The sequence below is a fragment of the Planococcus salinus genome (assembly GCF_003719725.1).
In the GTDB taxonomy this organism is placed as follows: Bacteria; Bacillota; Bacilli; order Bacillales_A; family Planococcaceae; genus Planococcus; species Planococcus salinus.
In genome coordinates, this window is record NZ_RIAX01000002.1 from 15460 (window position 1) to 39467 (window position 24008).

Here is a 24008-nt window from a genome sequence, read left to right on the forward strand (position 1 = left end):
TATGAAGCCGTCGAATATAATAGGAATAAAAGCCATTTTCTTCTATGACTAAAAAGGGGCAAAAGCGGAATTCGCTTTCGTCCTTTTTTAGATGACTTTTTATAGACTATTGCGTTTACAGTTATGATGCGTTAAATTTAGTTTATATTTTGTTGCATTTGCAACAAAAATAGAAAGGAGCCTCTAATGACAAAAATTCTGCGTGAAATCGGGATGATTGCCCGTGCTTTGGATTCCATCAGCAATATCGAGTTCAAAGAGCTGGATCTGATGAAAGGCCAATATTTATACGTCGTCCGTATTTGTGAAAATCCCGGCATTATTCAGGAACAATTACTGGATATGATCAAAGTCGACCGATCCACCGCCACCCGTGCCATCCAAAAACTTGAACAAAGCGGCTTTATCGAAAAGAATGAAGATCCGCAAAATAAGAAAATAAAGAGACTCTTTCCGACTGACAAAGGAAACCGGGTCTATCCGCTGATCATCCGGGAAAATGAACACTCGAACCTAGTGGCTTTGGAAGGATTTACTCCTCAAGAAAAAGATGCCGCACACGAGTATCTGCACCGGATCCGCAAAAATATCGAGAAGGACTGGGAATATGTCAAAAAAGGAAACAAGCGAAGTTACTGAAAAGGAGCGAGCGATCCATATGATTACAAAATGCACAGCAGCCGATTTGAATGAACTGCAGAACGTCAGTAAAGTTACATTTACCGAGACTTTCGAAAAACAGAATTCACCTGATCATCTAAAAGCCTATTTGGATAAATCATTTAATCGGTCTCAATTGGCAGAGGAGCTTTCTCACCCTTCCTCTCACTTCTATTTCGCGCTGGTCGACGGAAAAGTGGCCGGCTACCTGAAAGTCAATACCGATGATGCGCAAACTGAAGACATGGGCGAGGACGCGATTGAAGTCGAGCGGATTTATGTAAAAAAAGAATTCCAGAAACACGGTCTCGGAAAATTACTGCTCAACAAAGCACTGGAGCTGACAGAAGAACTGGGTAAAAAGAGAATCTGGCTCGGTGTCTGGGAAGAAAATGAGAACGCCATCGCGTTTTATAAGAAAAAAGGCTTTGCTGTAACCGGCAGCCATTCGTTTTTTATGGGAGACGACGAACAGACCGACCTGATTATGACAAAAACAGTGGGATAATTACAGAAAGGAGTTGCGTCATGTATATACCTAAATTCTATCGAGTGAACAATATGGAAGAAGTCCGGGAATTTATCGAGCAAAATGCATTCGGCACGCTCATTACGACGCAAAAAGGCCGGCCAATTGCCACGCATTTGCCTATGCAGCTTCGAAGAGAAAATGATTATTATTATCTGACCGGACATTTTGCATACGGAAATCCGCAGTGGCGGACATTGGAAGAGTCTGAAGAAATCCTGGTAACGTTCCAGGGACCACACGCTTACATCTCCTCTTCCTGGTACGAACAGGAAAATGTCCCGACGTGGAATTACCAGGCAGCGCACGTGTACGGAATGGCGCGTCTGCTCTCTGAAGACGAACTGAAACAGGACTTGACGAGGCTGCTTGAAACCTACGAAAAGCACCGTGAACAACCAGTTCTCTGGGAAACGATGTCGTCCGGGTTATTGGAGAAGGAACTGAAAGGAATTGTCGGGTTCAAACTGAAAATAACGGAGATTCAAGCTGCCTATAAATTAAGCCAAAACCGCTCGGATGCTGATTATCAGAACATTATCGGCCAACTGCGCAAAGAAGATTATGCTGGCTCCAAACAAATCGCGGATGTGATGCAAACGAGAAAGCCTGGAGATGCAACCTGAAGTGAAATGAAATGAAAAGAACGTTCGTCGATGTGTACCACAACATGACGAACGTTCTTTTCAGGAAATTATAAAAAGTTATAGCTTATGTCTCGAATTACAGGAACGGCTGTATTGAAGTCATTTCATATAGCGATGCTTTCGCAGACTGTTCAAATCAGAGATTTCCTGCAGCAGTTCCTCACCAATATTCGTTTCACGCACTTTTTTTCTCTCCAATTCTTTGTCCACCAATCTTTTTACAGACAACACATCGGTTTCGTTGCTCAAAACTTCTTCTTTTGAGTTGAAAAGCTGGTGTGCGACCAGCTGCATACCATAGGAATTATACAGTAGCGTATACCCTGCGATTCCTGTGGTCGACTGATATGCTTTGGAAAAACCGCCATCGATGACCAGCATCTTGCCGTTCGCTTTAATCGGGTTTTCCCCGTCTATTTCCTTCACCGGCGTATGCCCGTTGATGATCCGTCCATGATCCGGATCCAAGTCAAATTCAGCGAGCATCCTGCGGCATATTTCCTCGTCTTCGCGCAGGTAATAATAAGGGTTTTTTCTTTCTTTATGCGTCGCTTTGTCTTTGATGAAATACCGCTCGAATGTGGTCATTTCCCGTTTTCCAAAAAGCGAAGAATTTTCGCCTGTCCACAAATACCAAACCATATCGGTCGCAAAATCATCTGTTTCTTCCGGATGTGCGAAGGCGTAGCGGAGATAACTTTCAAAGACATCCAGCAGTTCACGGCCTGCATAGGCCTTTCTTTCAATCTCCATTTCTTTCATCGTTCCATTTTCCTCCAACGGAATGCAGCCATGAATCAGCAGATTGCCATTATACTGCAGATAAAGGCTGCCTTTTTTCATGAGAAAGTTCATATGTCTCGCCAATTTTTCTGAATGCTGGACAGAAAACAGCAACTTCTCCATCACCAGTCTTTCTTCTTCCAGTAACTCTTCCGGCTTGTCCGGATTAATGGTCGCAAAACAAGCGTTTTCCAACGGATATGTTTTCCCATGAAGAGTGGCTTCGTTTTTATCGAAATCCACTTTCTCAAGCAAAAGCCGATCCGCCATATCAAAGCACCGACGGCGTTTGATGATTGGGCTTTCCAGCTTAAACTGGATGATCGAAATAGCCTGATGGATTTTGGTGATCTGCAGCTGCTCCTGCTCAGTCAGTGTTTCACCGGAAATTTTCTTGGGGCGGAAAACCGGATTGTCATCATAATATTTTTCCGCCAGGTTTAAAAGCGGCCGAAGATTGATGCCATAAACGTCTTCGATAATATCTAGGTTATTGTAACGGGCACATATCCGGATGATGTTCGCCAGACAGACCTTCGACCCGGAAAAAGCCCCTAACCACAGGACATCATGGTTTCCCCATTGAATGTCAACGGAATGATAATTGATGAGTGTGTCAACAATTTTATGCGGAGCGGGCCCCCGGTCATATATATCCCCCACTACATGAAGATGGTCCACCACCAATCGCTGAATGGTATAAGCAAGGCCGATGATCAATTTGTCGGCTTGTCCCAGGGAAATAATCCGTTCGAGCATTTTTGCATAATAATCCTTCTTGTTTTTGAATTCGTCCGTTTTATACAGCAATTCTTCAATTATGTAAACAAACTGCACGGGCAATGCTTTTCGTAATTTCGAACGTGTGTACTTGGAGGAAGCGTAGGAAACCAGCTTCAGCATCCGCTCGATCATTTCTATGTACCACTCCTGCAATTCCTTTTTGGTGCTGAAATTGCTTTTGACCAATTGCAGTTTCTCTTCAGGATAATAAACCAGTGTGGCAAATTCATTCAGCTCTTTTTCCTGCAGCTCCTCTTTGAAAAGGTCCCTGATTTTCACTTTTACGTTTCCGGAACCATTGCGCAGAACATGCTGAAACGCCTGGTACTCGCCGTGCAGATCACTCACAAAATGCTCCGTTCCTTTGGGAAGATCCAGGATGGCTTCGAGATTAATGATCTCCGTTGCCACTTTTTCTTCACTGTCGTATTTTTTCGCCAACAAATCCAAGTATTTTAAATTCAACCCGGTGTTCCCCCTTTAGAATCCTTTTCTTTATTCTGCAACCTTATGTACTACCTCCATCATATCTTATAATAAAGGATTTTAAGACACTTCCTCTTATTTTTTAATTTAAACCCGTTGTCAGATGAAACAATTTTCCTCAAGGCCTTACGAATTGAAGGTTTCATATCATATTTTTTTAGAAGAGGAAGACCGAACGGAAGGAACCAGAAAGTTACTGTCAAGTGTGCAGTTTCTATGGAGTTTCTGAATTTTTGTTTAGTTCAAAGGGTAGAGGGAAATTTACAAAATGAAACAAAATTAAAAAAATGGAGGTTTTAGAAATGGCTCATGAACAACATCAGGAATTGATTCAAACTTTGCACGAGTGTGCAGCAGAATGTAACCACTGTTTTGACGCTTGTTTACAGGAAGAAGATGTGAAGATGGTGGCAGAGTGCATTCGACTGGACCGGGAATGTGCCGATATTTGTGCATTTTTAGAACATGCGATAACCCGCAACTCGCCTTTTGTTTCAGAACTCGCCAAAGTTTGTGCGACCATCTGCGAAGCATGCGGAAATGAATGTGACAAGCATGCAGATCACCATGAACACTGCAAACGTTGTGCAGAAGCTTGCCACAGATGCGCAGAAGCTTGCCGGAACATCGCGTGATTTTACACAAAAGGCCCGTCGGAAACAGGTTCACCGACAGGCCTTTTTTTTGCAACGTATTATTCTCCTTCATTTATCCATTTATAGCCAACTCCCCAGACGGTGATGAAATGGTCATCGACTGGAAAACCAGATTGCCGGATTTTTTCCCTCACATTTCGCACATGCGAATCGATGGTCCTTCCTTCTGTCTCCGAATCGAATCCCCAAATCAGCTGAATTAGTTGTTCCCTGGTAAAGACTTTATGGGGATTGTTCATCAGATGACCTACCATCATGAACTCTTTGGGCGTCAGTTTGATGACATTTTTTCGATAAGTAAGTTCGAATCGGTCCTCGTCCCATAATAATCCATTCGCTTCAGTAATGTTTTTCGGAGTTGTTCTACGCAACAGCGCACCCATCCGGGCCAATAACTCCTCTTCATTAAATGGCTTCGTAATGTAATCATCCGCTCCAAGGTTCAACCCCTTAATAATATCTTCTTGCTGTTCACGGGCCGTCAGCATAATGATCGGTATATCCGAGAACTTCCGTATTTCGGAGCACAATTCCCAACCATTCATTTCCGGCATCATAATATCCAATAAGACAATATCGAAAGCCTCCGTTTTCAGATAGGCGAGGGCTTCTCGTGGTCCCAATGCTTTTTTGCAGTGATATTGATGCGGCTTCAAATATAAAGCCACTAAATCCAGCATTCGTTTTTCATCATCAACCAACAGTACTTTCTGCAAGCGATTCCCCCCTTTTCAATTCAATCCGGACAGTTGTCCCTTTGCCGAGCTCACTTCGGAGGGTAATCCGACCACCGTGCGACTCGACGATTTCCTTGGCGATGGCCAGGCCGAGTCCATTGCCGCCGTGTTGTCTGGAACGGGATTTATCCACCCGGTATAACCGGTCAAAGACAAAAGGAACATCTTCTTTCGGTATGCCCTCTCCTTCATCGCTGATATTTACCGTAATCGTTTCTTGATCCTGGATTCCCTGTAATGTCACCTGCGTTCCTACAGGAGAATGTTTCCGCGCGTTGTCCAATACATTCAGCAGTACCTGCTGGAAGCGTTCGGGATCTATGAAAGCGACAATCCCTTGCTCACATCGGACAGACAACGAAATCTGTTTCTCATCAAAGGCTGGCCGGACTAAGGCAACAACGGTTATAAAAAGCATTTCCACTGAAAAATTCTCTTTTTTAATGGTGAACTGGTTATGATCCATCTGAGCTAATTCAAACAAATGCCGGATCAGCTCCGTCAAATGTGTCGTTTCTTCCCGGATGATGGTAATATATTCTCGTTTTTCGTCATCGGAAGTATCCAGCCGGCTCGCTATATCAGCGTATCCTTTGATATAGGTCAACGGAGTCCGCAATTCGTGCGAAACGCTCGCTAAGAATTCATTTCGGGCATTTTTCAAACGGTCCAAATCATTGGAAAGAGTGGTGATCGCATTTGCCAACTCGCCCAACTCATCGTTTCGATCGATATTCAGTCTGACTTCGTTGTTTCCTTCACTTAATTGTTCTGTCGCTTTCTTCATCCGAATCAGCGGCAACGTAATCAATCGGGACAACAGGAAAACCGTGACAACGGTCAGCCCGATAGCAATCAGGCATACGGCGAGGAATTGATTTCTCAAATGCTTAACCATCTGTTTGATGTGATCTGTTTCCGCAAACATGAACACATGGCCACGATGTTCTCCTGCAATCGTAATCGGGCTGTCGGCCGCAATAAAATCTTTTTCTTCCCATTTCTCTTCAACGATCTTCCCTTCCTTCGGAATTTCGCCAAAATCAGTGTGTTCCAACACTTCACTCATTTCGGGTTCAATTGAATCGGAGTGGGTCAATTCGTTTCCATCAGCATCCGTAATTATTACGATAAAATCGGAAGCCGACTCCATCAAAGCCACATGGCTCAATGTTTCCGGTTCAAAGCTGTCTTCCAATACTTCGCTGTGGGTATTTCCTCTTGCGAGCAGATTTGTCATGACTTCATCCACTCGTTCATTAACGAAGGTAACATACAAGGTTAGAAACAAAACCGATTCGATGATGACGATAAAAACAAAAAACAGCAAACCGATTTTTAATGCAAGTCTATTCAACATGGCGTCCCTCTTTAAGACCCATTGGTTAAGCAGTCAGCGAGACGCTGATCACCACCAAAAGTCGTCGGATTTGGTTCGTCTTATAACCGGATTTCAAGTTTTCTTTAGATAGTATTTCCATTTTCCAGCAGGGAGTTCCAGGATTGTGTCCCGTTTTCCGACCGATAAGCTTGGCCCTGCAATGTGTAAATGGCCAATTCCATTTCATCATTCGGATTTTGTGCGATAAAAGCGATGGCGTCTTCGGGAAGATCCGGTATATTCAGCATCTCCTGCTCTTCGTTTTCAATCGTATACTTCATCAAAGCGGAAGTCTTCCCAAAGCTTCCAAAATACAGGTGATCTTCGGCGAAATGCACCGCTGTGCCGGTTTCACTTTCCGCTGTAATTGCTTCAAAGTTTTCTCCGGCATCACGCGAGAAATAAACACCTGCAGAAGTAGCGGCAGCGACGAAGTTCGAATCTGTCGGGTGAAGGGCGAGCGCCGATACTTCTCCTTCTAATCCTGAAGCTTTAACCGGCTCCCATGACTCTCCCTCATCGTTACTTTTGTAAAATCCTGCTTCCAGCAAGGAGTTCTTCGCCGGATTGAGGAGGAAAATATCATGGGTGTTGTACCCTACAGCCATGGCGTGAAAATCAGTTTCTCCTTGAAATGCAATTTCTTCAATGGATTCTCCGCCATCCAAACTGCGCTGAATCCCAAGTGGATTAGGCAAATCTGAAGCAGCGCTCGGGTGTCCGGACGTATAAAAACCTTCGTCTATTGCGTTAAAGCCCATATAATCATGGAAATTATCCGCTGTTTCAAACCATTTGCCCTCTTGGTAGATTTTCAATCCAATGTGGGAAGCGAAATACAGTCCGTCCCCATTCCCCGGATAGCCCATTCCATGGACATGGCTCAGTTCACCGTCAAAAGGCACTTCAAAAGAATCCGCTGAATTTGCTGAATTGTCGCAGCCTGTTAATAAGAACATAGCCAATACTGCACCTATCATCAATCTTTTTTTCGTCATATTACTATTCCTCCAAATTGCTCGTTTTTTAGAAACGGTTTTCTCCACCAGTTTAACGAAAAAGTCTCGATTTTTTGTGCAGTTTCTGCTATATAATAGAGACTTTCTTTTCTCCTTTCACCAAGTCGCCACTTCTCAGTTCATGAAATATACATTTATGAAAAGTCATGTTTCCTGCACACAATGTGCAATATTTTCGGGTAAAGTTAAATCGAAAAACGAAAAGAAAGAGGGATATAGATGCCAAAAAACAAATTGTTGACGGGAATATTGTCTCTTCTAACCGCTTTGACTTTGAGCGCCTGCAATACAGGAAGCGAGAAAACTGAAGAGCCGATGGACACGAATAACGAGGTCGAAGAGAGCATGAGCCACAATTCCGGCCACAGCGAAATGAATCATTCAAGTACAGGAGAAGTGCCGGATGATTTACAGGAAGCTGAAAGTCCAACATTTGAAGTCGGAAGCCAGGCCATTATCGACACGGATCACATGGAAGGAATGAACGGCACTGAAGCTACAATATCAGGAGCCTATGATACGACTGTCTATGCGGTCACCTATACACCCACCACTGGCGGTGAACCGGTTGAAAACCACAAATGGGTCATTCACGAAGAACTTGAAAACCCAGATAGCGAACCACTGGAGGCAGGCGAGAAGGCGACCATTTCTGCCGATCATATGGAAGGAATGAATGGTGCAACGGTTACAATTGATTCTGCCGAAGAAACGACTGTCTATATGGTCGATTTTATGCCTACAACCGGAGGTGAGGAAGTTACCAATCACAAATGGGTAACCGAAGATGAACTGTCCGCAAAATAAGTTTAGTGAAATGACAGATTCTCACTTTCTTAAATGACTGATAAAAATCGAACGATAAATAGTTAAAAGAAAGACCTCTAAGCTTCAGTTGTTCAGCGATTTTTTCGTGTTTAAGAGTTGGCTTTACTAACCGGACAGCGATGAAATTCGTCAAAATCCTTATTCTATAAAAATTCTTGCACTTTCTATGGAGTTTATCAGAAAATTTAAATGGTATACAAATAAGGAAGTCTTCGTCTCGAATAGATGAAAACTACGAATTACTTGGTTGCCCAATCTATAACTACTATAGAAGGAGAGAGGATTATGAACAATTATGTAAAGTTCGGAATCATGATTGCCACTTCAACGTTCTTGATGTACTGGTTGATGTTTTTAAATGTTTTTCAATTTGAGCATATCACCTTCAGTGAAACTAGAATTTACATGGCTCTCATTATGGGTTCGGTCATGGCCATCGTCATGATGTTGTTCATGTGGCCCATGTATAAGAACAAAAAGGTGAATTCCATTATCTTAGCCGGCAGTGCTGTTGTATTCGCACTTTCACTATGGCTGGTCCGAAGCCAGGTATTAATCGAAGATACCGGATGGATGAAAGCAATGATTCCCCATCACTCCATCGCTATCCTGACAAGTGAGCGGGCTACTATTTCTGATCCGCGAGCGAGAGAGCTGGCAGATTCGATTATTAAAACGCAACGTGAAGAAATCGCGGAAATGCAAAGACTGATCGAAGAATTAGAAAATGAGGAATAACTGTACTTATAAAACGATTTAAATGAAGTAAGACCGGGTATGAAGTAATTTTCTATCCGGTCTTTCTTTTGCATTGCTGGATGACAATCCACTGCTACGCTCGCTTTGAGAACTGAAAATGAATTTCAGCTGCTTTCACTTTCAATTCAATCATCGGTCGGGTGTAAACCTTGAGTTCAGATGTTGCTTTTCTCTTCTTTTCTTGGCAATAGCACAGGAATGACCATAGTTTTCCCGTCAACTAAATTTAGGCTTAAAAAATGACAATCGGAAAAAATTCAACAGTATTATGTTCTATAACTTACATCTCTTAAATATGTGATCAATCAGTACACGGTTCCGATCTGCAATCAGCGAAAGTTACGTTTAGTTCCATTAGAATCGGAAATTACATAAGCATACAGTTCATAATACCAACGCATGCAGACAGAGATAAAAAACGATGAAAGGAGAGATTGAAAATGGCTAGTATTGAAGAAATCGCGAAGCGCTTTGGTGAAATTTTAGGAGTAGAAGCAGAACCCGAAGATGGAATGGTGGAAGCATCAAAACCAAGAGATTTGGAAGTAACGGTTCAGGGACGGCCTTTCAAAAGTGAAATAAGTATGGAAATTCACTTTGAGTCTTTAGAAGAGGATGGGACTGCATTGAACCATGCGGAAATTGTTCTGCTTCCGGAAGAAATTCCTGATTTCACAATAGCTCTAGGAAAAAACGGATTACCCATTTCTGCTCTTCATAACCATTGGCTTTTTGCAGAGCCCAGCATTATGTATCTCCATGTACAATCAGTGGAAAGACCGGAAGAGTTTGCGCAAAAACTGGCGAATTCCTTCAAAGTTCTAAAAAAATAATAGAATGTTTCCTGTCTGAACAAAAAATAGACTAGTCTGCAGTAAATCATCATTTTTTCGTGTGTTCTGTTATAGAATAAGCATAAAAGGACAAAAGCCCGACGCAACTGTTGTCACAGTTCTGTCAGGCTTTTTTGGGCGGTTGAAATCAATAGCATAACCCCATCTTTGAAAGAAGAGAAGTGCAATGATAAATGAGTTACTCACTCATCAAATTATTCATATGGATTCGTTCCTTTCCACTGAATCTGTCATTCCCATTAACAGCAGCCAGTACTCCCCGTGGAAACCGTCTGTTTTTCGCTGGATGGGAGATTGGCGGCGCAGACACCCGTCTCCGGCAAATCCAGTTCCACATTCCTTGCTGCCTGAAAATCTCCTGTCAAATAAGCAACAATAGAACGGACCTGTTCATAACCGGTGGCCATTAGAAAAGTCGGTGCACGGCCGTAACTTTTCATGCCGACAATGTAAAAATTCTTTTCGGGCTGCCTTAATTCCTGTTCTCCATGCGGACGGACTGTGCCGCAGCTGTGAAGGTTCGGGTCGATCAAAGGAGCCAGCGCCTCCACGCTTTCCGTCGCCGTATCAATACTCAGCCGCACTTCCCGCAAAAACGAAAAATCCGGACGGCTTCCTGTATTGACGATCAATTCATCCAGCCCCTGTACCGACTGGCTTTCCCCGTTCCGTTCCCCTTCAAGCGTAAGCGATTCCCCGTCTTTGATAACGTCGAAAATACGGTATGAGGTGAACACCTCAACTTGTCCGCTATCCACCAAATGATGAATGCGCGACCCCAATTCGCCCCGCGCCTGTAGCGCATCATTTTCCTGTCCGCCATAGGCTTCTTCCACTTTGTTCTTGCGCAGAATCCAAGGGATTTTCACATCAGGAGCCTCATCATTCAGTTCGGAAAGTTCCAAAATGGCATTGATGGCGGAATGTCCGCCTCCTATAACGGCGACTTGTTTGCCGGCAAACCGTGCACGATCTTTACCCTGGATATCAGGAATTCCATAAAAGATGTGATGCCGGAGATTCCGTTCATTCTTTGTCGAAACGCCACTCGCACTCAACGAATTCGGTTGTCCCCAAGTCCCGGTCGCATCAATCACCGCTTTTGCTTCAATACGCTTTGCCGTTTCCCCCTTCTCTTCCACATACAACATAAACGGCAGAGTATCCCGGCCAGCTGTTTTCATTTTATCCTGGCCCTTTTTGCTGATGCCTTGGACACGTGTATTGAGACGGATAAACGGCTGGATGTCCGGCAATGCAGCCAGTTTCTTGAGGTAATTCTCAACCAATTCCTGTCCGGCCGGCAGCTCGTTGTCCGCCGGAGCTGTCCATCCGGAACTTTCCAATAATTCACGGGCCACTTTGTCGATATTGTATTGCCAAGGGGAAAACAAGCGGACATGACCCCATTGCAAAACATGATGGCCGATTGCTGGTCCAGCTTCGATTACCAGAAACTTTTCACCGGCTTTTGCCAGATGCGCGGCTGCTGCCAAACCGACCGGACCGGCACCTATGATGACGACAGGCAAACCGTTCATTTCTTTTTCAGGCAACTCCAGATGGATCGGAAACGATTGTGTGGAGCAGCAGGCTGATTGGTTATTCATTCGAATTCCTCCTTATGATAACAAGTAGATAGAACTTGATTTTTGCAAATGTTATATTATCTTATTTCAGCACCGGTTGACAGCATACCGCCGATTTGGCCATTGCCTGATTCAGCAGCTGCATGGATTGCAGGACGATATCACGCTCAAAATCATTCAGATGCGAGAAAATCTCTTCCAGATGGGATTCGATGCTTTCCTGGATGACAGTGGCTGCGTATTTCCCTTCTGTCGTTAACCGAAGGACATAGATTCGCTTGTCTTTTTCTGATGGCGTTTTCGCTACCAGCTTCATCTTCATCATCGTCTGAATCTGGCGGCTGAATGTAGAGAGGTCCGTGGCAAGTGCATCTGCCACTTCTTGCATGGATGGCGCTTCGCGTTTATCGATTTCATAAAGGATATGGCTTTGCACCAAACTGATCTCCATATCTCCGACCGTGCAGCAATTCTTGTTCAGTAAACCAAACCGTTTGACCATACTTTGAAAAAGTTCTCTTTTATTTTCCATGTTCTACACCTCTTCTACATCATATAATTATTACTTGCAACTTGCAAGTAATAATTACATAAAAAAAGAGCCCGATACTGAGCTCTTCCCTGTTTTTCCCTATAGGCGCGGGCTGATTCTTCTAATGCAATTCTATTCATTTCTAAATGCTGCAAACTCAGGATTGCAGAATCCCAACTGCCGCTTTACTCGCCTGTTTCAGCAAACCGGCGGATGCGCTGACCGATATCATCACGGACCGTTTGGAAAACCATCCATTTCTCTTCTTCCGTTCCTTGCGCTTTGGCCGGATCCACAAAGCCCCAATGGTCACGTTTTACATGAGGTGGAGTCATCGGGCATTTGTCGGCTGCATCGCCGCACAAGGTGACAACAAAGTCTGCATTGTTCAGAATGTCCAAATCAATGACATCAGAGGTTTGGCCGGAAATATCAATGTCCACTTCGTTCATCGCTTTGACTGCGTTCGGGTTCAGCCCGTGCGCTTCGATGCCGGCACTCAGTACCTGCCAGTCATCTCCAAGAATTTCTTTCCCCCAGCCTTCCGCCATCTGGCTGCGGCAGGAGTTGCCCGTGCATAGGAAATACAATGTTTTTTTCGTCATGTAATAAAGCCCCTTTTAAATAAAGTAAATTTTTTCAGTGAATCGATATAGACCATGAAGCTGTTTTCCTATAGACCCTGAATTATCAGGATGATGAGAATTCCAAGAAACAATCGCTTCACTAGTCGCACCTGATTCGCAGCTCCTGTTTCTCCTACTCCCTGATTCGTACCTGATGTGTACGGTTTTTTATTGAATTTCTATTTAGTAATGTTTTAGAAGCTAACCACAACATATCAGCATATGCTTATATGTTCAACTGGATTTCTATACTTATTTCCATTTATGCATGAGAAAAGCACGGTCGATCCATGACGAACCGATTGTGCTTTTAACATGCTGTTTAAGTTGACTAATTTTTGCAGTACAGAATTAGTCAGCGGTTCTTTATTCATTGCCGGGCAAAACGGGGGTTAACACCTTACAAACTTGCGTTTAAACCCGAGCCTTCCTTTTTCCATATCTTTTTGAATGCTGTCATAAGCATTCAGGAAACTGCTTTTTTTGTTTTCCCGTTTGACTTCGACTGTCCCTGTTTCTTTTGAGACCTCAATTGCCTTTTCGTTTAGTGGAATATACGAAACTCCTACGGTATAGAGAAAGTTATTCATGGACGATTTCGTCCGCTCCGGCGAATCGTGGACCGTGTTTTTTACAAGATCGAGCATAGAGGAAATCTTGAGTTCCGAAAATTCCTGGTCTTTGCGACTTCCCAAAAGCCAGCAATAGCAACTCCATCCCGCTGACATTCTCAGTTCTTCACCGCTTGCAATCCATTGATCGGCGACGTCTTGTGCGATGTCTGATTCAGATAAGGTGACAGCCACCACATAATCAGACAGCATATAAAAATAGGCACCATCCATCCAGCGATCATAATCCGCTTCCGTCATCGTTTTCGGCTCTGCAATAATGCCGGCAAAATACATCGCATCATAGTTTCCTGTAGCGTAAAGTTCCTCCGCTAAAGGCTGGTTTGTTTTTATTTTCCGGGCAATCGGTTTCATGGCGCCCGTCGCTACTCCAAACAGCGGCTCATGAGCACCATTTGACAGGTACATTTTTTTCGTTCGTTCCTTGCCCAATGCTTCCAGTTCCTGCATAACGGTTCCAGCATCCATCATTTGGCACTCCCTTTCATATCCTGAGCTCATATTTAGTTGGCAAAACCAATATACAATTTTTTCAACGTTCCTTGTTTTCAATTTTACCGTAGAAGAACCATTTAATTCTATCCTCAATAAACGCTTCTCTGTTTTAACCCTGAAATAATTTCTGCAATTAACCAGAATACTTAGTTTCAGCCAATAAAGCGAAAAAGCAAGGACTTCATTTGACGAAGTCCTTGCTTTTCTTTCAATAAGGAGTGCCTCCATTAATATGGAGAACTTGACCGGTAACATAAGAAGCGTCATCCGAAGCAAGATATACATAGCCTCCAGCTAATTCGTCCGGTTGTCCGGGACGCTTCATAGGCGTTCCAAATGCACCGGATTTGCCGAATCCTTCCACTTTGTCCTCCGGAAATGACGCCGGAATCAGCGGTGTCCAGATCGGCCCCGGAGCCACAGCATTCACCCGAATCCCCTCTTCTGCCAATGAACCGGAAAGTGAGCGCGTAAAGGCTAAAATAGCTCCTTTTGTCGCAGAGTAGTCAATCATCGTCGGCGCCCCTTGAAATGCAGTGATGGAAGTGGTGTTGACAATGGAACTGCCTGCTTTTAAATGCTGAAGAGCTGCCTTTGTTATGTGGAACATACCGAAGATGTTGGTTCGGAATGTACGTTCCAGCTGCTCTGCCGGCAACTCTTTTAACGATGGCTGTTCATGTTGCTCCCCGGCATTGTTTACCAGGATATCCAATTTTCCAAATTCAGCAATCACTTTGTCAACAGCATCTTTGCAGAAAGTTTCATCGCCGATGTCTCCCGCAATCAACAGGCATCGTCTGCCTTCTTGTTCGACATACTTCTTGGTTTCTTCCGCATCTTCGTGTTCATCAAGATAGGCGATTGCGACATCGGCGCCTTCTTTTGCAAAGGCAACCGCAACTGCCCGTCCAATTCCGCTGTCTCCACCGGTGATCAAAGCCGTTTTTTCCGGCAACCGATGAGCCTGTCCCGCTAAATTTTTCTTGAAATCCGGCCGTGGATCCATCTCGTTTTCAAATCCCGGCTGGCGGCTCTGCTCTTGGGCTGGAATGTTTTCAGGTTTTTCATTTTTCATCAAAAATCCTCCTTAACAGTTTACTATTTTTTGTTTTCCCCAATTCTTTTTTTAAAAACGAAAACAAATTTTTTGCGACTACATATTTACTGTACAACAAAGGAAATAAGGGATTTTTGCACGAGCTGTTTTCAGTTGCTTTCCCAATTCAATTCAATGGTCGAGTGGGAAATCTGAAGTCCGGAAGTCGCTTCTCTTATCTTGTCTTTAATTGCGTCGGAGTCATCAAAATCGCTCTTTTTAACTAAAAGGTGCAAATTCAAGGCATTTTCTTCCCCGTCAATTGACCAAATATATAGATGTTGGACACTTAAAACACCCGGTATATTTTCAATCGTGGATTGAACCTTTTCGACATCGACTCCTTCAGGTACTCCTTCTAACAATATCTTCAATGTTTTAACCAAGTTACGAATCACGTTTACCACAATAAACAACGCAATAGCGATTGATAAAATAGGGTCCAAAATATGAATGTCTTTAAACAGTAAAACTATGCCTACAATTAGAACTGCCACCCATCCCAAAACATCTTCCAGCATATGCCAAGACAGAGCTCCCTCATTTACGGATTTCCCTTTATGAAGCCGGAAAGCCGCATACCCATTTAACAGTACACCGGCAATCGCAAACCAGATCATTCCTAGTGCATTGGAATGCTCTGGGTTAAACAGTAAAGGTACAGCTTGAAAAAAAATATAAATAGAACCAGCTATTAAAACAATGGCATTGATTAACGCTCCTAAAAGTGAAAATCGTTGGTACCCGAATGAAAAATTTTCGTCCTTATCTTTATTTGAAAATCGTTGCAAAAACCACGAAAGTCCTAATGCAACGGCATCTCCAAAATCATGGATAGCATCGGACATAATGGCGACACTATTGGTAAATAAACCACCAATAAATTCTCCAATTGAAAATAAAAGATTAATCAGGAAAGCTAATCTTATATTTTTTGAGGACTTCTGAAATTTTGCCATTAAATTCCCCTCCTCTTCAACTTTTCGTACCATAAGAAATCCATCAATCTCTATAAACTAACATCATCACTTTTTCATTTTGATAAATAATCTTATTCTTCCTTTCCCTTAAGATTAAACAATATTCTCCTCCTGTCAGCTCAATTCATCTATAAACCAATAGCGGGAGATGTGTTTAGGTTCGTTGCAATCGGAAATTATATAACTAAACAGCTCCAAAACCAGAGCTTTAAAGAAGAGTTGAAAAAGAACAAAATGGAAAAAAAGGAGAGGTTGCAAATGGCTGATATTGAAAAAATTGCGAAGCGGTTTGGTGAAATATTAGGAGTAGAAGCAGAACCGGAAGACGGAATGGTGGAAGCATCAAAACCCAGGAATTTGGATGTCAAGGTTCAGGGACGGCCATTTCGAAGTGAAACAAGCATGGAAATTCACTTTGAATCTTTAGAAGAGGATGGGACTGCACTGAATCATGCCGAAATTGTTTTACTGCCGGAAGAAATACCTGATTTTACAGCAGCTTTAGGAAAAAACAATTTGCCGATTTCTGCTCTTCACAATCATTGGCTTTTTGCAGAGCCCAGCATTATGTATCTTCATGTACAATCGGTGGAAAAACCGGAAGAGTTTGCACAAAAGTTGGCTGATTCTTTCAAGGTCCTAAAAAAATAAGACAATTTTCTTAAGATTATTATTGAAAGACCGATTACCAGTAAGATCAATCTGGTAGTTTAAGGCATATACAAATCTTTTTTACAGGTTGCTTGATTTCCGGATACTTCCGGAGCAGGCATCCTGTTTTTTTTCTGATTCAGTTTACTTTATGGGATAACGGAAAAGAAGCATTGCATCGGCGGGTTGTGCTGACGGCTTTTCTCCTGACACCCGCAAGGCGAAGGCTCTTGCCGGATTTTGTCTATACCGATCAACATTTTTAAGAAATCAATAAAAAAGCTGCACATGAAAGTCATTTCGACGACTTTCTGTACAGCCTCCCATATGCATTTAAGGTCGCTCAGTCAACGCATAATACAGTAAATCACTTTTGCATTCTTACCCGCTGCAGCCGCAGTGAGTTCAGGACGACCGATACGGAACTGAATGCCATGGCAGCACCGGCCACCCACGGTGCGAGAAGACCGATTGCCGCAATTGGAATTCCCACCGTGTTGTAGGCGAATGCCCAGAACAGATTCTGTTTGATGTTGCGCATTGTTTTGCGGCTCATGATGATTGCATCTGCAATGCTGTTCAAGTCGCCTCGGATCAGCGTAATGTCGGCCGCTTCCATCGCCACGTCGGTACCCGTACCGATGGCCATGCCGATATCAGCCGTTGCAAGTGCCGGCGCGTCATTGATGCCGTCGCCGACCATCGCCACTTTCTTGCCCTGCTGCTGCAGTTTCTTCACTTCATCCGCTTTGCCTTCCGGCAGCACTTCCGAAATCACCGCGTCGACGCCGACTTCCTTGCCGATCGCCTGTGCCGTCCGCTCGTTGTCGCCCGTCATCATGATGACGTTTATGCCCATTTCCTGAAGGCGTGCGATGGCGCCGCGGGAAGTCTCTTTAATGGTATCCGCAACGGCCACCAATCCGGCATACTCACCGTTGACCGCAGCCAGCATCGCCGTTTTGCCTTCGCTTTCCAACACTTCCATTTCAGACATAACCGCTGAAACATCAATACCGTATTGCTGCATCAGCTTGCGTGTTCCGATGATGACGCCTTGCCCGGAAACCGTCGCCTGCACCCCGTGACCCGGGATGGCTTCGAAAAACTGGACTTTGCCAAGTGCGATGCCTTTGTCCTGGATTCCTTCCACGATGGCTTGTGCCAATGGATGCTCTGACTGCTTTTCGGCTGCTCCGATGAGTGACAGGAAGTGCTCTTCGTTTTGTCCATCAGCAACTAAAACATTCGTCAACACCGGTTTCCCGTGCGTCACCGTACCCGTCTTATCGACGACCACCGTGTCGATGCCTTGCGTCTGCTCTAAATGTTCCCCACCTTTGAACAAGACGCCCATTTCCGCTGACCGGCCGGAACCCGCCATGATGGAAGTCGGCGTTGCGAGACCGAGCGCACACGGGCAGGCAATGACCAAAACTGCGATCAACACTTCAAGTGCCGGTGTGAAATTCCCTGGCTGGACAAGGAAAAACCAAACCAGGAACGTGATAAAGGCAATTCCGACCACAATCGGAACGAAAATACCGGAAATTTTGTCGGCCATTCGCTGGATCGGTGCTTTTGTTCCCTGCGCGTCTTCCACCACTTTGATGATTTGCGCGAGCGCAGTGTCGCGTCCCACTTTCGTTGCTTTCATTTGAATAAAGCCATTGCTGTTGACCGTTGAACCATAGAGCAGATCGCCTGCCGCTTTATCGACCGGCAAACTTTCGCCCGTCAGCATGGATTCATCGACGGCCGTGGTCCCTTCGAACACTTCGCCGTCCACCGGAATCTTTTCACCGGGCTTGACCAAAATGGTGTCACCGATTACCACTTCTTCCAACGGCACTACTGTTTCAGCCCCATTACGTACAACTGTTGCCGTTTTCGCCTGAAGGCCCATCAGTTTCTTGATCGCTTCAGATGAACGGCCTTTCGCTTTCGCTTCGAACAATTTACCCAATACGATCAGGGTAATCAATACCGCACTGGTTTCAAAGTACAGCTGCGCCGCGTGAGGCGAACCGGCGTGAATAACCGCCTGGTAAACACTGTAGAAATAAGCCGCCGAGGTCCCCATCGCGACCAGCACGTCCATATTGGCGCTGCCGTTGCGGAGGGCTTTATAGGCCCCGACATAGAACTGCTTCCCGATGATGAATTGCACCGGAGTCGCCAGCAGCATCTGAACCCACGGATTCATCAGGATTTCCGGAACGTATAAAAATGAAGTAAAGGAAAAATGGCCCACCATCGTCCACAGTAAAGGCAGAGACAGAATGGCTGACGCAATGAACTTCCATTTCTGCTCCTGGATGGCTTTTTCACGGTAATCCACTTTTTCTGTGTCTTCCTGGTGCTGATGAGCGCCGTAACCCAGTTTTTCCACTTTCGCGATGATGTCGCCAACCGTCACTTCAGACGGATTGAATTCAATCGTCGCTTTTTCAAGCGCCAGATTAACATTCGCCGCTGTCACTCCACCCAGTCTGTTCAACCCTTTTTCAACACGGGTCGAGCACGCCGCACACGTCATCCCGGTGATATCAAATTCCGCTTTCTGTTTGACGACGCCGTAACCGAGCGCGTCGATTTTCTTTTCAAAATCCGCTTCAGTGAGCTTACTGGAATCGTACTGGATCGATGACTTTTCAAGCGCAAGGTTAACGCTCGCCCGTTCGACGCCATCCATTTTGTTCAACCCTTTTTCGATGCGGGTTGCACACGCCGCACAGGTCATCCCGGTGATTTGAAAATTTGCTTCTTTTGTTGTTTCTTTTGTTGCTGTCGCCATGATTCTCTCCTCCTCCGCATACTGCATGGGGGTATATTTTATTTAAAAGAGAAGAGTGCTGAAAGAGCACTCTTATACGACGTCATACCCTTGGTCTTCGATTGTTTCCTTGATTTCGCCCAGTGATGTTTTGCTGTCATCGTAATTTACGGCAACCTGACCGCTTTCAAGATCCACTTTTACTGTTGAAACGCCTTGAAGTTCCCCTACACTCGATTCAACTGCATTGACGCAGTGTGCACATGACATACCTTCTACTTTTAATGTTTCATTCATTGTAATTCCTCCTCTTATTATACTTCTTCAGCTTAATATACCTTCTTAGGGTATAACAAGCTTTTTGTTTCCTCTGTTACTTGGTCATCGTCTTCATGACGTCCATCAGCTCGTTGATTGCTTCTTCGCCTTTGTTGTCTTTAATGGCTTTTGCCACGCAGTGATGTGTATGATCTTCCAGTAAAGCCAGCGAGACTTTGTTCATGGCCGATTGAATCGCACTGACCTGGTGCAGGATATCGACGCAATAACGGTCATTCTCTACCATTTGATGGACACCGCGAACCTGCCCCTCGATCCGCTTCAACCGGTTTAACAGCTGCTGTTTGTTGGGTTGTACTGTGGATTTCATCGTCTTCTCCATTTCTCGAACCTCCCGGATCAATATACCCTATACCCGTATAATACAATGAACCAAGTCGGTTGTCAACAGAACCGCTTCCTTAAAACTCCCTTTTCAATACCCTGCCCGCCTATTCTGCAGCTGCAAACTAAAACGATATCAACGGCCTGCTCAGCGTTCAGCCGGTTTCACTCTGCCGTTAGCCTTAGTTCGCACGGGGTGCGTCGTTGCTACTATGGGACCACAGCATAATCGGTATTAAAACCAGGGCTAAAAACCCGCCAACCAATGACAGCGCAGCATAACTGGATCCAGCTACCACCATGCCGGATAATGCTCCACCGGAAGCTCCGGACAAAGCGATAAAGACATCCACAGTCCCTTGTGTTTTCGCACGTCTTTCGGGCTCCGTTGAATCGACCACTTTCGTCGTTCCACTGATCAATCCGATGTTCCAGCCGACTCCAAGAAGCGCCAACGCCAGAATAAGTGCCGCCAAAGAACTTCCCGGTGCAAGTGCAGCCAAAGTTCCGGCCAGGGCAAGTGTTGCCCCTCCAGCTACCGACATAGCCGTTGATCCAAACCGATCCACCAGTATCCCCGTAAAGAGCGAAGGCAGATACATGGCTCCAATATGAACGCCGATCACCAGTCCGATATTACCGAGATCATGCCCATGATGTCCCATATGTACCGGCGTCATCGTCATAATGCCAATCATGACCATTTGTGTCAGCACCATGATGGCAGCGCCGGCCGCAACTCCTCTTGTGTTGTGAACCTGTGGCAGATCCACCGAAGAGTCTTCTGTGGCATGTTCCAGTTTATAGACTTCCATCGCTTTTGCAATCAGAAATGGATCCGGGCGGAGCAGCAGGAAAATCACCAGTCCGGCCAGCATAAAAGCTGTTCCGGATAAGAGGAATGGACCCGCCAGTGCCGGAATGCCGATGAACTGAGCGAATTCTCCCATGACATCGACCATATTGGGACCAGCAAACGCACCAAACGTGGCTGACACCATGATGATACTGACAGCTTTGGCACGCTGGTTTTTGTTTGCCAAATCCGTTCCGGCATAGCGAGCCTGCAGATTGGTGGCTGTCCCGGCTCCGTAAATGAACAGAAATAGGAATAGCAGCGGAATACTATGGATGATGGCGGCAACAACAACTCCAAGCCCTCCCAGTCCACCGAGCAAAAAACCCATTGTTAGACCGGGACGGCGGCCGTAGCGCTGGGAAAGACGGCCGATCAATAAAGCGGCTCCAGCAGAACCCAGCGTAAACAAAGCTGTGGGCAGACCTGCATAGGCAGCGGTTCCCAACATTTCCTGAGCCAGCAATGCACCTACTGTAATTCCGGCCGCCAAGCCGGCACCGCCGAATATTTGGGAAAGACTCGCAACAAAAATGACTCTTCTGTATAGTCTCTTCAGTTTTTCCGGTGACTCTATATACGGTTGAATGGAATCGTCGCTTATCTTCTTCATAATTGTTCACCTGCTTCAAACTGATTTATCGTTCATGTGCATTAACCGTTCAGAGTGTGAGCTTTTGCTACTTGTTTCTCTACACCTCAAGTATAAAGAACTTGGAGACCGTATGCTCTTTTTAATTATATTTTTGAACAATCTGTCGTCAGATAACCAGAGGATTGCATAGGCTCCAGCAAAACGGTTTTCTTTTGCCAATACAGGGAATAATTATAACAAGAATCTCAACCGTCAATTGATCATTCTTCCATCGCCGCCCTTTCCAAACTCCCTGCAGTACAGGTACATACAACGGAAAGGAGCAATTCTATGGAAAGACGATCCCTTCTGCACTACCGAAATGAGACCAGCAGCAGCGGCCAGGCCGAACGACAAGCTGCAACGGAAAATACTCAGTGAAGGAGTGCAATGGAATGGATAAGCGTTTATTTCTTTACGCGATTTTTTCAGCCTTGTTCCTTTTGTCGGCTTGCGGGGATGCAGAGCCGGTGAATCCAGAAGTTACGGAAATGCCACCAGGCGAGATAGAAGAACCTGAAGAAGCCACTGAAGAAGAGCCTTCCACAAATGAAAGTTCAGGCGAATCTGCTGGTAGCCTAATGTTACTGGAAAACGAAGAAGTGGGTTCCTATTTGGCGGATTCTGAAGGAATGACACTTTATTACTTTGCAAATGACGAACCGGATATGAGCAATTGTACCGGTGACTGCCTGGTCAACTGGCCGGCGTTTACAGCACAGGATTTTGAGGTACCTGAAGGTTTTGATGAAAATGACTTTGGAACCATTACCAGAGAAGACAATGGCGAAGAACAAGTGACTTTCAAAGGGTATCCGCTGTATTATTTCATCAACGATGAAGAGCAGGGTGACGCCAACGGCGAAGGATTGAATGACGCCTGGTATATCGTGAACAACGATACGACGTTTCCGCAATGAAAAAAACCAGCGGAGCAGCCATTTTCATGACCGCTCCGCTGGTGAATTATTGAACTTCTGATTTACTTTCTATTATGACAGCAAAATCAATATTCGCTTGTCTGCAACAACTCGATCAATTCTTCTTCAGAGGATGCCTCCATGTAATCCATGGCAGTCATTCCATCAGCCCCCGCCTTCGAAGGATTCGCGCCATTTTCCAGCAGCAGCAAGGCACTGTCGTATTCACCATACAAGACCGCGGTCCCCACTGCCGTTGAATACAGATCTTCTGTATTCGGGTCAGCCCCTTCTGACAGTAGATACGACATAATCTCTGTATCTCCTGCATAAATGGCATACATCAGTGCATCTGCGCCTTCCGAATCTTTTTCAAGAACATCTGCCCCTTCTTCCACCAACGATACGACTTCATCATATTCTCCAGCCGAGGCCGCAGTCATAAGCGGTGTCTGTCCTTCAATGAGAAACTCCTCTTCATAAGACAGCATTTCATCCATTGCTGAAGTGAAAAATTGGGAGTAAACCATAGTTCCTCCGGTAAAAATGGCAACACTTAAGAAATAGACTGCTACCATAGATCCGAACAAAACCGTAGCTCCAAGCGCAATTTTCCCACGATTCGGTGCATAAACAGGCAATTCACTATTGTCAAAGCGCTGAATGGCCTGGATGCGTTTCGGCAGACGGGGATGAGTTGACAGCACTTCGCTCAACCAGACAAAACCGTTCGATTCTGTCGCGATCTGCTGCCGGTAAGCTTCTTCATTCACTTCCCGGTACATTTTCTTGCCGACGCCGAGAAGAGTCAGCGCCTGTTGCGCAGCTGCCGCATTTTGAATCGCAAAAGCTGCGTGGCGGTCGCACGTGTACTCACAGGAGCGGCTGTAGGCTTGACTCAGAAAAGGAATAAAACCGGCCGGCAAAATCAGCAGATTTTTCCAGACATGACGCCGTTTAATATGAGCAAGTTCATGGGCAATGATGAAACTCAATTCATCTTCTCCCTGTTCACGTGCCAATTCAAAAACTTCCGAATACAAAACGACCATGTCCCGCCCGAAAAAGCGTGTGGCGAACGCATTTAATGCCCCTTCTGACTGAATCACAAAAACATCCGGCACTTTTTTCAAGCCCATTTCTTTGGATAATGTCTGGACACGTTCATAGACATCGGGGAATTGCCGTTCATGGATCCGGATCCCGTTCCCACGAATGGACCCGAGCATCAACGCATGGGTGAAAAGCAGCAAAGCAAAAATGGCCAGAGCAATGGCAACACCGACGACCGAAACGATGACCGCCAGATAGATCAGCACACTGACCAACAGGCTGATGAGGAAATAAATACTCTCCCTTTTTGATTGAACACGTGAATGATTCATTTCTTTCTCCCTCTCAATATGAAATTTTCTTACATATAATAGCACAGA

At 45.0% G+C, this 24008-nt stretch carries 24 protein-coding genes; 9 read left to right on the forward strand and 15 right to left on the reverse strand.

The window, feature by feature from the left end; all coding sequences use genetic code 11:
* Positions 1–186 precede the first annotated feature (186 nt).
* From EEX84_RS02720 to EEX84_RS02730, 3 genes are read left to right on the forward strand one after another with little or no spacing between them, the layout of a single operon-like run.
* The gene (locus EEX84_RS02720; RefSeq protein ID WP_123164061.1) at positions 187–639 is read left to right on the forward strand and encodes a MarR family winged helix-turn-helix transcriptional regulator; all 453 of its coding nucleotides are present in this window, start codon (positions 187–189) and stop codon (positions 637–639) included.
* The gene (paiA, locus tag EEX84_RS02725; protein WP_240033903.1) at positions 608–1168 is read left to right on the forward strand and encodes a spermidine/spermine N(1)-acetyltransferase; all 561 of its coding nucleotides are present in this window, start codon (positions 608–610) and stop codon (positions 1166–1168) included. Before EEX84_RS02720 ends, paiA begins: the two co-directional genes overlap by 32 nt.
* Before the next feature lie 20 nt (positions 1169–1188).
* Positions 1189–1815 carry an FMN-binding negative transcriptional regulator gene (locus EEX84_RS02730; protein WP_123164062.1) on the forward strand — a complete coding sequence of 209 codons (627 nt, stop codon included), beginning with the start codon at positions 1189–1191 and terminating at the stop codon, positions 1813–1815.
* Positions 1816–1935: 120 nt separating this feature from the next.
* On the opposite strand, the gene EEX84_RS02735 is transcribed toward EEX84_RS02730, so the two are convergent.
* Positions 1936–3867 (reverse strand): fructose-1,6-bisphosphatase, encoded by a 1932-nt coding sequence (locus tag EEX84_RS02735; RefSeq protein ID WP_123164063.1) that lies wholly within the window; start codon positions 3865–3867, stop codon positions 1936–1938.
* Between the two features lie 323 nt (positions 3868–4190).
* Here EEX84_RS02735 and EEX84_RS02740 point away from each other — a divergent pair, with 323 nt between their 5' ends.
* Positions 4191–4523 carry a four-helix bundle copper-binding protein gene (locus EEX84_RS02740; RefSeq protein WP_123164064.1) on the forward strand — a complete coding sequence of 111 codons (333 nt, stop codon included), beginning with the start codon at positions 4191–4193 and terminating at the stop codon, positions 4521–4523.
* A 59-nt stretch (positions 4524–4582) separates the two neighbouring features.
* Here the strand turns inward: EEX84_RS02740 and EEX84_RS02745 are convergent, their stop codons facing one another.
* The 3 genes from EEX84_RS02745 to EEX84_RS02755 all read right to left on the reverse strand — a co-directional run bounded on the left by EEX84_RS02745 (position 4583) and on the right by EEX84_RS02755 (position 7660).
* Positions 4583–5260 carry a response regulator transcription factor gene (locus EEX84_RS02745; protein WP_192892910.1) on the reverse strand — a complete coding sequence of 226 codons (678 nt, stop codon included), beginning with the start codon at positions 5258–5260 and terminating at the stop codon, positions 4583–4585.
* On the reverse strand, positions 5238–6641 hold the full coding sequence (locus tag EEX84_RS02750; protein ID WP_123164065.1) for a sensor histidine kinase: 1404 nt from the start codon (positions 6639–6641) through the stop codon (positions 5238–5240). Before EEX84_RS02750 ends, EEX84_RS02745 begins: the two co-directional genes overlap by 23 nt.
* 104 nt (positions 6642–6745) lie before the next feature.
* Entirely contained in the window at positions 6746–7660 is a 915-nt protein-coding gene (locus EEX84_RS02755; protein ID WP_192892911.1) for a F510_1955 family glycosylhydrolase, read from the reverse strand.
* A 240-nt stretch (positions 7661–7900) separates the two neighbouring features.
* On the opposite strand from EEX84_RS02755, the gene EEX84_RS02760 reads away from it, so the two are divergent.
* From EEX84_RS02760 to EEX84_RS02770, 3 genes are all read left to right on the forward strand, one after another.
* Positions 7901–8488, forward strand: coding sequence for a YdhK family protein (locus tag EEX84_RS02760; protein WP_123164066.1), 588 nt, complete (start codon positions 7901–7903; stop codon positions 8486–8488).
* A gap of 306 nt (positions 8489–8794) precedes the next feature.
* The gene (locus tag EEX84_RS02765) at positions 8795–9247 is read left to right on the forward strand and encodes a DUF305 domain-containing protein (protein WP_123164067.1); all 453 of its coding nucleotides are present in this window, start codon (positions 8795–8797) and stop codon (positions 9245–9247) included.
* 461 nt (positions 9248–9708) lie between these two features.
* Positions 9709–10101: a DUF1259 domain-containing protein gene (locus EEX84_RS02770; protein WP_123164068.1), complete on the forward strand. Its 393-nt coding sequence runs from the start codon at positions 9709–9711 to the stop codon at positions 10099–10101.
* Between the two features lie 260 nt (positions 10102–10361).
* On the opposite strand, the gene EEX84_RS02775 is transcribed toward EEX84_RS02770, so the two are convergent.
* The 6 genes from EEX84_RS02775 to EEX84_RS02800 form a co-directional block, all read right to left on the reverse strand.
* On the reverse strand, positions 10362–11732 hold the full coding sequence (locus tag EEX84_RS02775) for an FAD-dependent oxidoreductase (protein WP_123164069.1): 1371 nt from the start codon (positions 11730–11732) through the stop codon (positions 10362–10364).
* Between the two features lie 61 nt (positions 11733–11793).
* On the reverse strand, positions 11794–12243 hold the full coding sequence (locus tag EEX84_RS02780; protein WP_123164070.1) for a MarR family winged helix-turn-helix transcriptional regulator: 450 nt from the start codon (positions 12241–12243) through the stop codon (positions 11794–11796).
* 185 nt (positions 12244–12428) lie between these two features.
* A complete protein-coding gene (arsC, locus tag EEX84_RS02785; RefSeq protein ID WP_123164071.1) occupies positions 12429–12848 on the reverse strand; it encodes an arsenate reductase (thioredoxin) in 420 nt (139 codons plus the stop codon).
* Between the two features lie 413 nt (positions 12849–13261).
* Entirely contained in the window at positions 13262–13969 is a 708-nt protein-coding gene (locus EEX84_RS02790; RefSeq protein WP_123164455.1) for a DNA alkylation repair protein, read from the reverse strand.
* Between the two features lie 235 nt (positions 13970–14204).
* Positions 14205–15074 (reverse strand): SDR family oxidoreductase, encoded by an 870-nt coding sequence (locus tag EEX84_RS02795; protein WP_123164072.1) that lies wholly within the window; start codon positions 15072–15074, stop codon positions 14205–14207.
* Positions 15075–15205: 131 nt separating this feature from the next.
* A complete protein-coding gene (locus EEX84_RS02800; protein WP_240033904.1) occupies positions 15206–16054 on the reverse strand; it encodes a cation diffusion facilitator family transporter in 849 nt (282 codons plus the stop codon).
* Positions 16055–16333: 279 nt separating this feature from the next.
* Here EEX84_RS02800 and EEX84_RS02805 point away from each other — a divergent pair, with 279 nt between their 5' ends.
* The gene (locus EEX84_RS02805) at positions 16334–16726 is read left to right on the forward strand and encodes a DUF1259 domain-containing protein (protein WP_123164074.1); all 393 of its coding nucleotides are present in this window, start codon (positions 16334–16336) and stop codon (positions 16724–16726) included.
* A gap of 367 nt (positions 16727–17093) precedes the next feature.
* On the opposite strand, the gene EEX84_RS02810 is transcribed toward EEX84_RS02805, so the two are convergent.
* The 4 genes from EEX84_RS02810 to EEX84_RS02825 all read right to left on the reverse strand — a co-directional run bounded on the left by EEX84_RS02810 (position 17094) and on the right by EEX84_RS02825 (position 21634).
* Positions 17094–19523, reverse strand: coding sequence for a heavy metal translocating P-type ATPase (locus EEX84_RS02810; protein WP_123164075.1), 2430 nt, complete (start codon positions 19521–19523; stop codon positions 17094–17096).
* A 72-nt stretch (positions 19524–19595) separates the two neighbouring features.
* Positions 19596–19799, reverse strand: coding sequence for a copper chaperone CopZ (gene copZ, locus EEX84_RS02815; protein ID WP_123164076.1), 204 nt, complete (start codon positions 19797–19799; stop codon positions 19596–19598).
* A gap of 76 nt (positions 19800–19875) precedes the next feature.
* Positions 19876–20163, reverse strand: coding sequence for a metal-sensitive transcriptional regulator (locus tag EEX84_RS02820; protein WP_123164077.1), 288 nt, complete (start codon positions 20161–20163; stop codon positions 19876–19878).
* A 184-nt stretch (positions 20164–20347) separates the two neighbouring features.
* On the reverse strand, positions 20348–21634 hold the full coding sequence (locus EEX84_RS02825; RefSeq protein WP_123164078.1) for an MFS transporter: 1287 nt from the start codon (positions 21632–21634) through the stop codon (positions 20348–20350).
* Between the two features lie 416 nt (positions 21635–22050).
* Between EEX84_RS02825 and EEX84_RS02830 the strand changes: the two genes are divergently transcribed.
* Positions 22051–22575, forward strand: coding sequence for a COG4315 family predicted lipoprotein (locus tag EEX84_RS02830; RefSeq protein WP_123164079.1), 525 nt, complete (start codon positions 22051–22053; stop codon positions 22573–22575).
* An 86-nt stretch (positions 22576–22661) separates the two neighbouring features.
* Here EEX84_RS02830 and EEX84_RS02835 read toward each other — a convergent pair whose 3' ends face one another.
* Positions 22662–23960 (reverse strand): M48 family metallopeptidase, encoded by a 1299-nt coding sequence (locus EEX84_RS02835; protein WP_123164080.1) that lies wholly within the window; start codon positions 23958–23960, stop codon positions 22662–22664.
* Positions 23961–24008 lie beyond the last annotated feature (48 nt).

Bases quoted from the DNA above. Each gene is read 5' to 3' on its own strand.
- EEX84_RS02720 (WP_123164061.1), top strand. From the start codon at position 187: ATGACAAAAATTCTGCGTGAAATCGGGATGATTGCCCGTGCTTTGGAT.
- paiA (WP_240033903.1), top strand. From the start codon at position 608: ATGTCAAAAAAGGAAACAAGCGAAGTTACTGAAAAGGAGCGAGCGATC.
- EEX84_RS02730 (WP_123164062.1), top strand. From the start codon at position 1,189: ATGTATATACCTAAATTCTATCGAGTGAACAATATGGAAGAAGTCCGG.
- EEX84_RS02740 (WP_123164064.1), top strand. From the start codon at position 4,191: ATGGCTCATGAACAACATCAGGAATTGATTCAAACTTTGCACGAGTGT.
- EEX84_RS02750 (WP_123164065.1), bottom strand. From the start codon at position 6,641: ATGTTGAATAGACTTGCATTAAAAATCGGTTTGCTGTTTTTTGTTTTT.
- EEX84_RS02755 (WP_192892911.1), bottom strand. From the start codon at position 7,660: ATGACGAAAAAAAGATTGATGATAGGTGCAGTATTGGCTATGTTCTTA.
- EEX84_RS02760 (WP_123164066.1), top strand. From the start codon at position 7,901: ATGCCAAAAAACAAATTGTTGACGGGAATATTGTCTCTTCTAACCGCT.
- EEX84_RS02765 (WP_123164067.1), top strand. From the start codon at position 8,795: ATGAACAATTATGTAAAGTTCGGAATCATGATTGCCACTTCAACGTTC.
- EEX84_RS02770 (WP_123164068.1), top strand. From the start codon at position 9,709: ATGGCTAGTATTGAAGAAATCGCGAAGCGCTTTGGTGAAATTTTAGGA.
- EEX84_RS02775 (WP_123164069.1), bottom strand. From the start codon at position 11,732: ATGAATAACCAATCAGCCTGCTGCTCCACACAATCGTTTCCGATCCAT.
- EEX84_RS02780 (WP_123164070.1), bottom strand. From the start codon at position 12,243: ATGGAAAATAAAAGAGAACTTTTTCAAAGTATGGTCAAACGGTTTGGT.
- arsC (WP_123164071.1), bottom strand. From the start codon at position 12,848: ATGACGAAAAAAACATTGTATTTCCTATGCACGGGCAACTCCTGCCGC.
- EEX84_RS02790 (WP_123164455.1), bottom strand. From the start codon at position 13,969: ATGGATGCTGGAACCGTTATGCAGGAACTGGAAGCATTGGGCAAGGAA.
- EEX84_RS02795 (WP_123164072.1), bottom strand. From the start codon at position 15,074: ATGAAAAATGAAAAACCTGAAAACATTCCAGCCCAAGAGCAGAGCCGC.
- EEX84_RS02800 (WP_240033904.1), bottom strand. From the start codon at position 16,054: ATGGCAAAATTTCAGAAGTCCTCAAAAAATATAAGATTAGCTTTCCTG.
- EEX84_RS02805 (WP_123164074.1), top strand. From the start codon at position 16,334: ATGGCTGATATTGAAAAAATTGCGAAGCGGTTTGGTGAAATATTAGGA.
- EEX84_RS02810 (WP_123164075.1), bottom strand. From the start codon at position 19,523: ATGGCGACAGCAACAAAAGAAACAACAAAAGAAGCAAATTTTCAAATC.
- copZ (WP_123164076.1), bottom strand. From the start codon at position 19,799: ATGAATGAAACATTAAAAGTAGAAGGTATGTCATGTGCACACTGCGTC.
- EEX84_RS02820 (WP_123164077.1), bottom strand. From the start codon at position 20,163: ATGGAGAAGACGATGAAATCCACAGTACAACCCAACAAACAGCAGCTG.
- EEX84_RS02825 (WP_123164078.1), bottom strand. From the start codon at position 21,634: ATGAAGAAGATAAGCGACGATTCCATTCAACCGTATATAGAGTCACCG.
- EEX84_RS02830 (WP_123164079.1), top strand. From the start codon at position 22,051: ATGGATAAGCGTTTATTTCTTTACGCGATTTTTTCAGCCTTGTTCCTT.
- EEX84_RS02835 (WP_123164080.1), bottom strand. From the start codon at position 23,960: ATGAATCATTCACGTGTTCAATCAAAAAGGGAGAGTATTTATTTCCTC.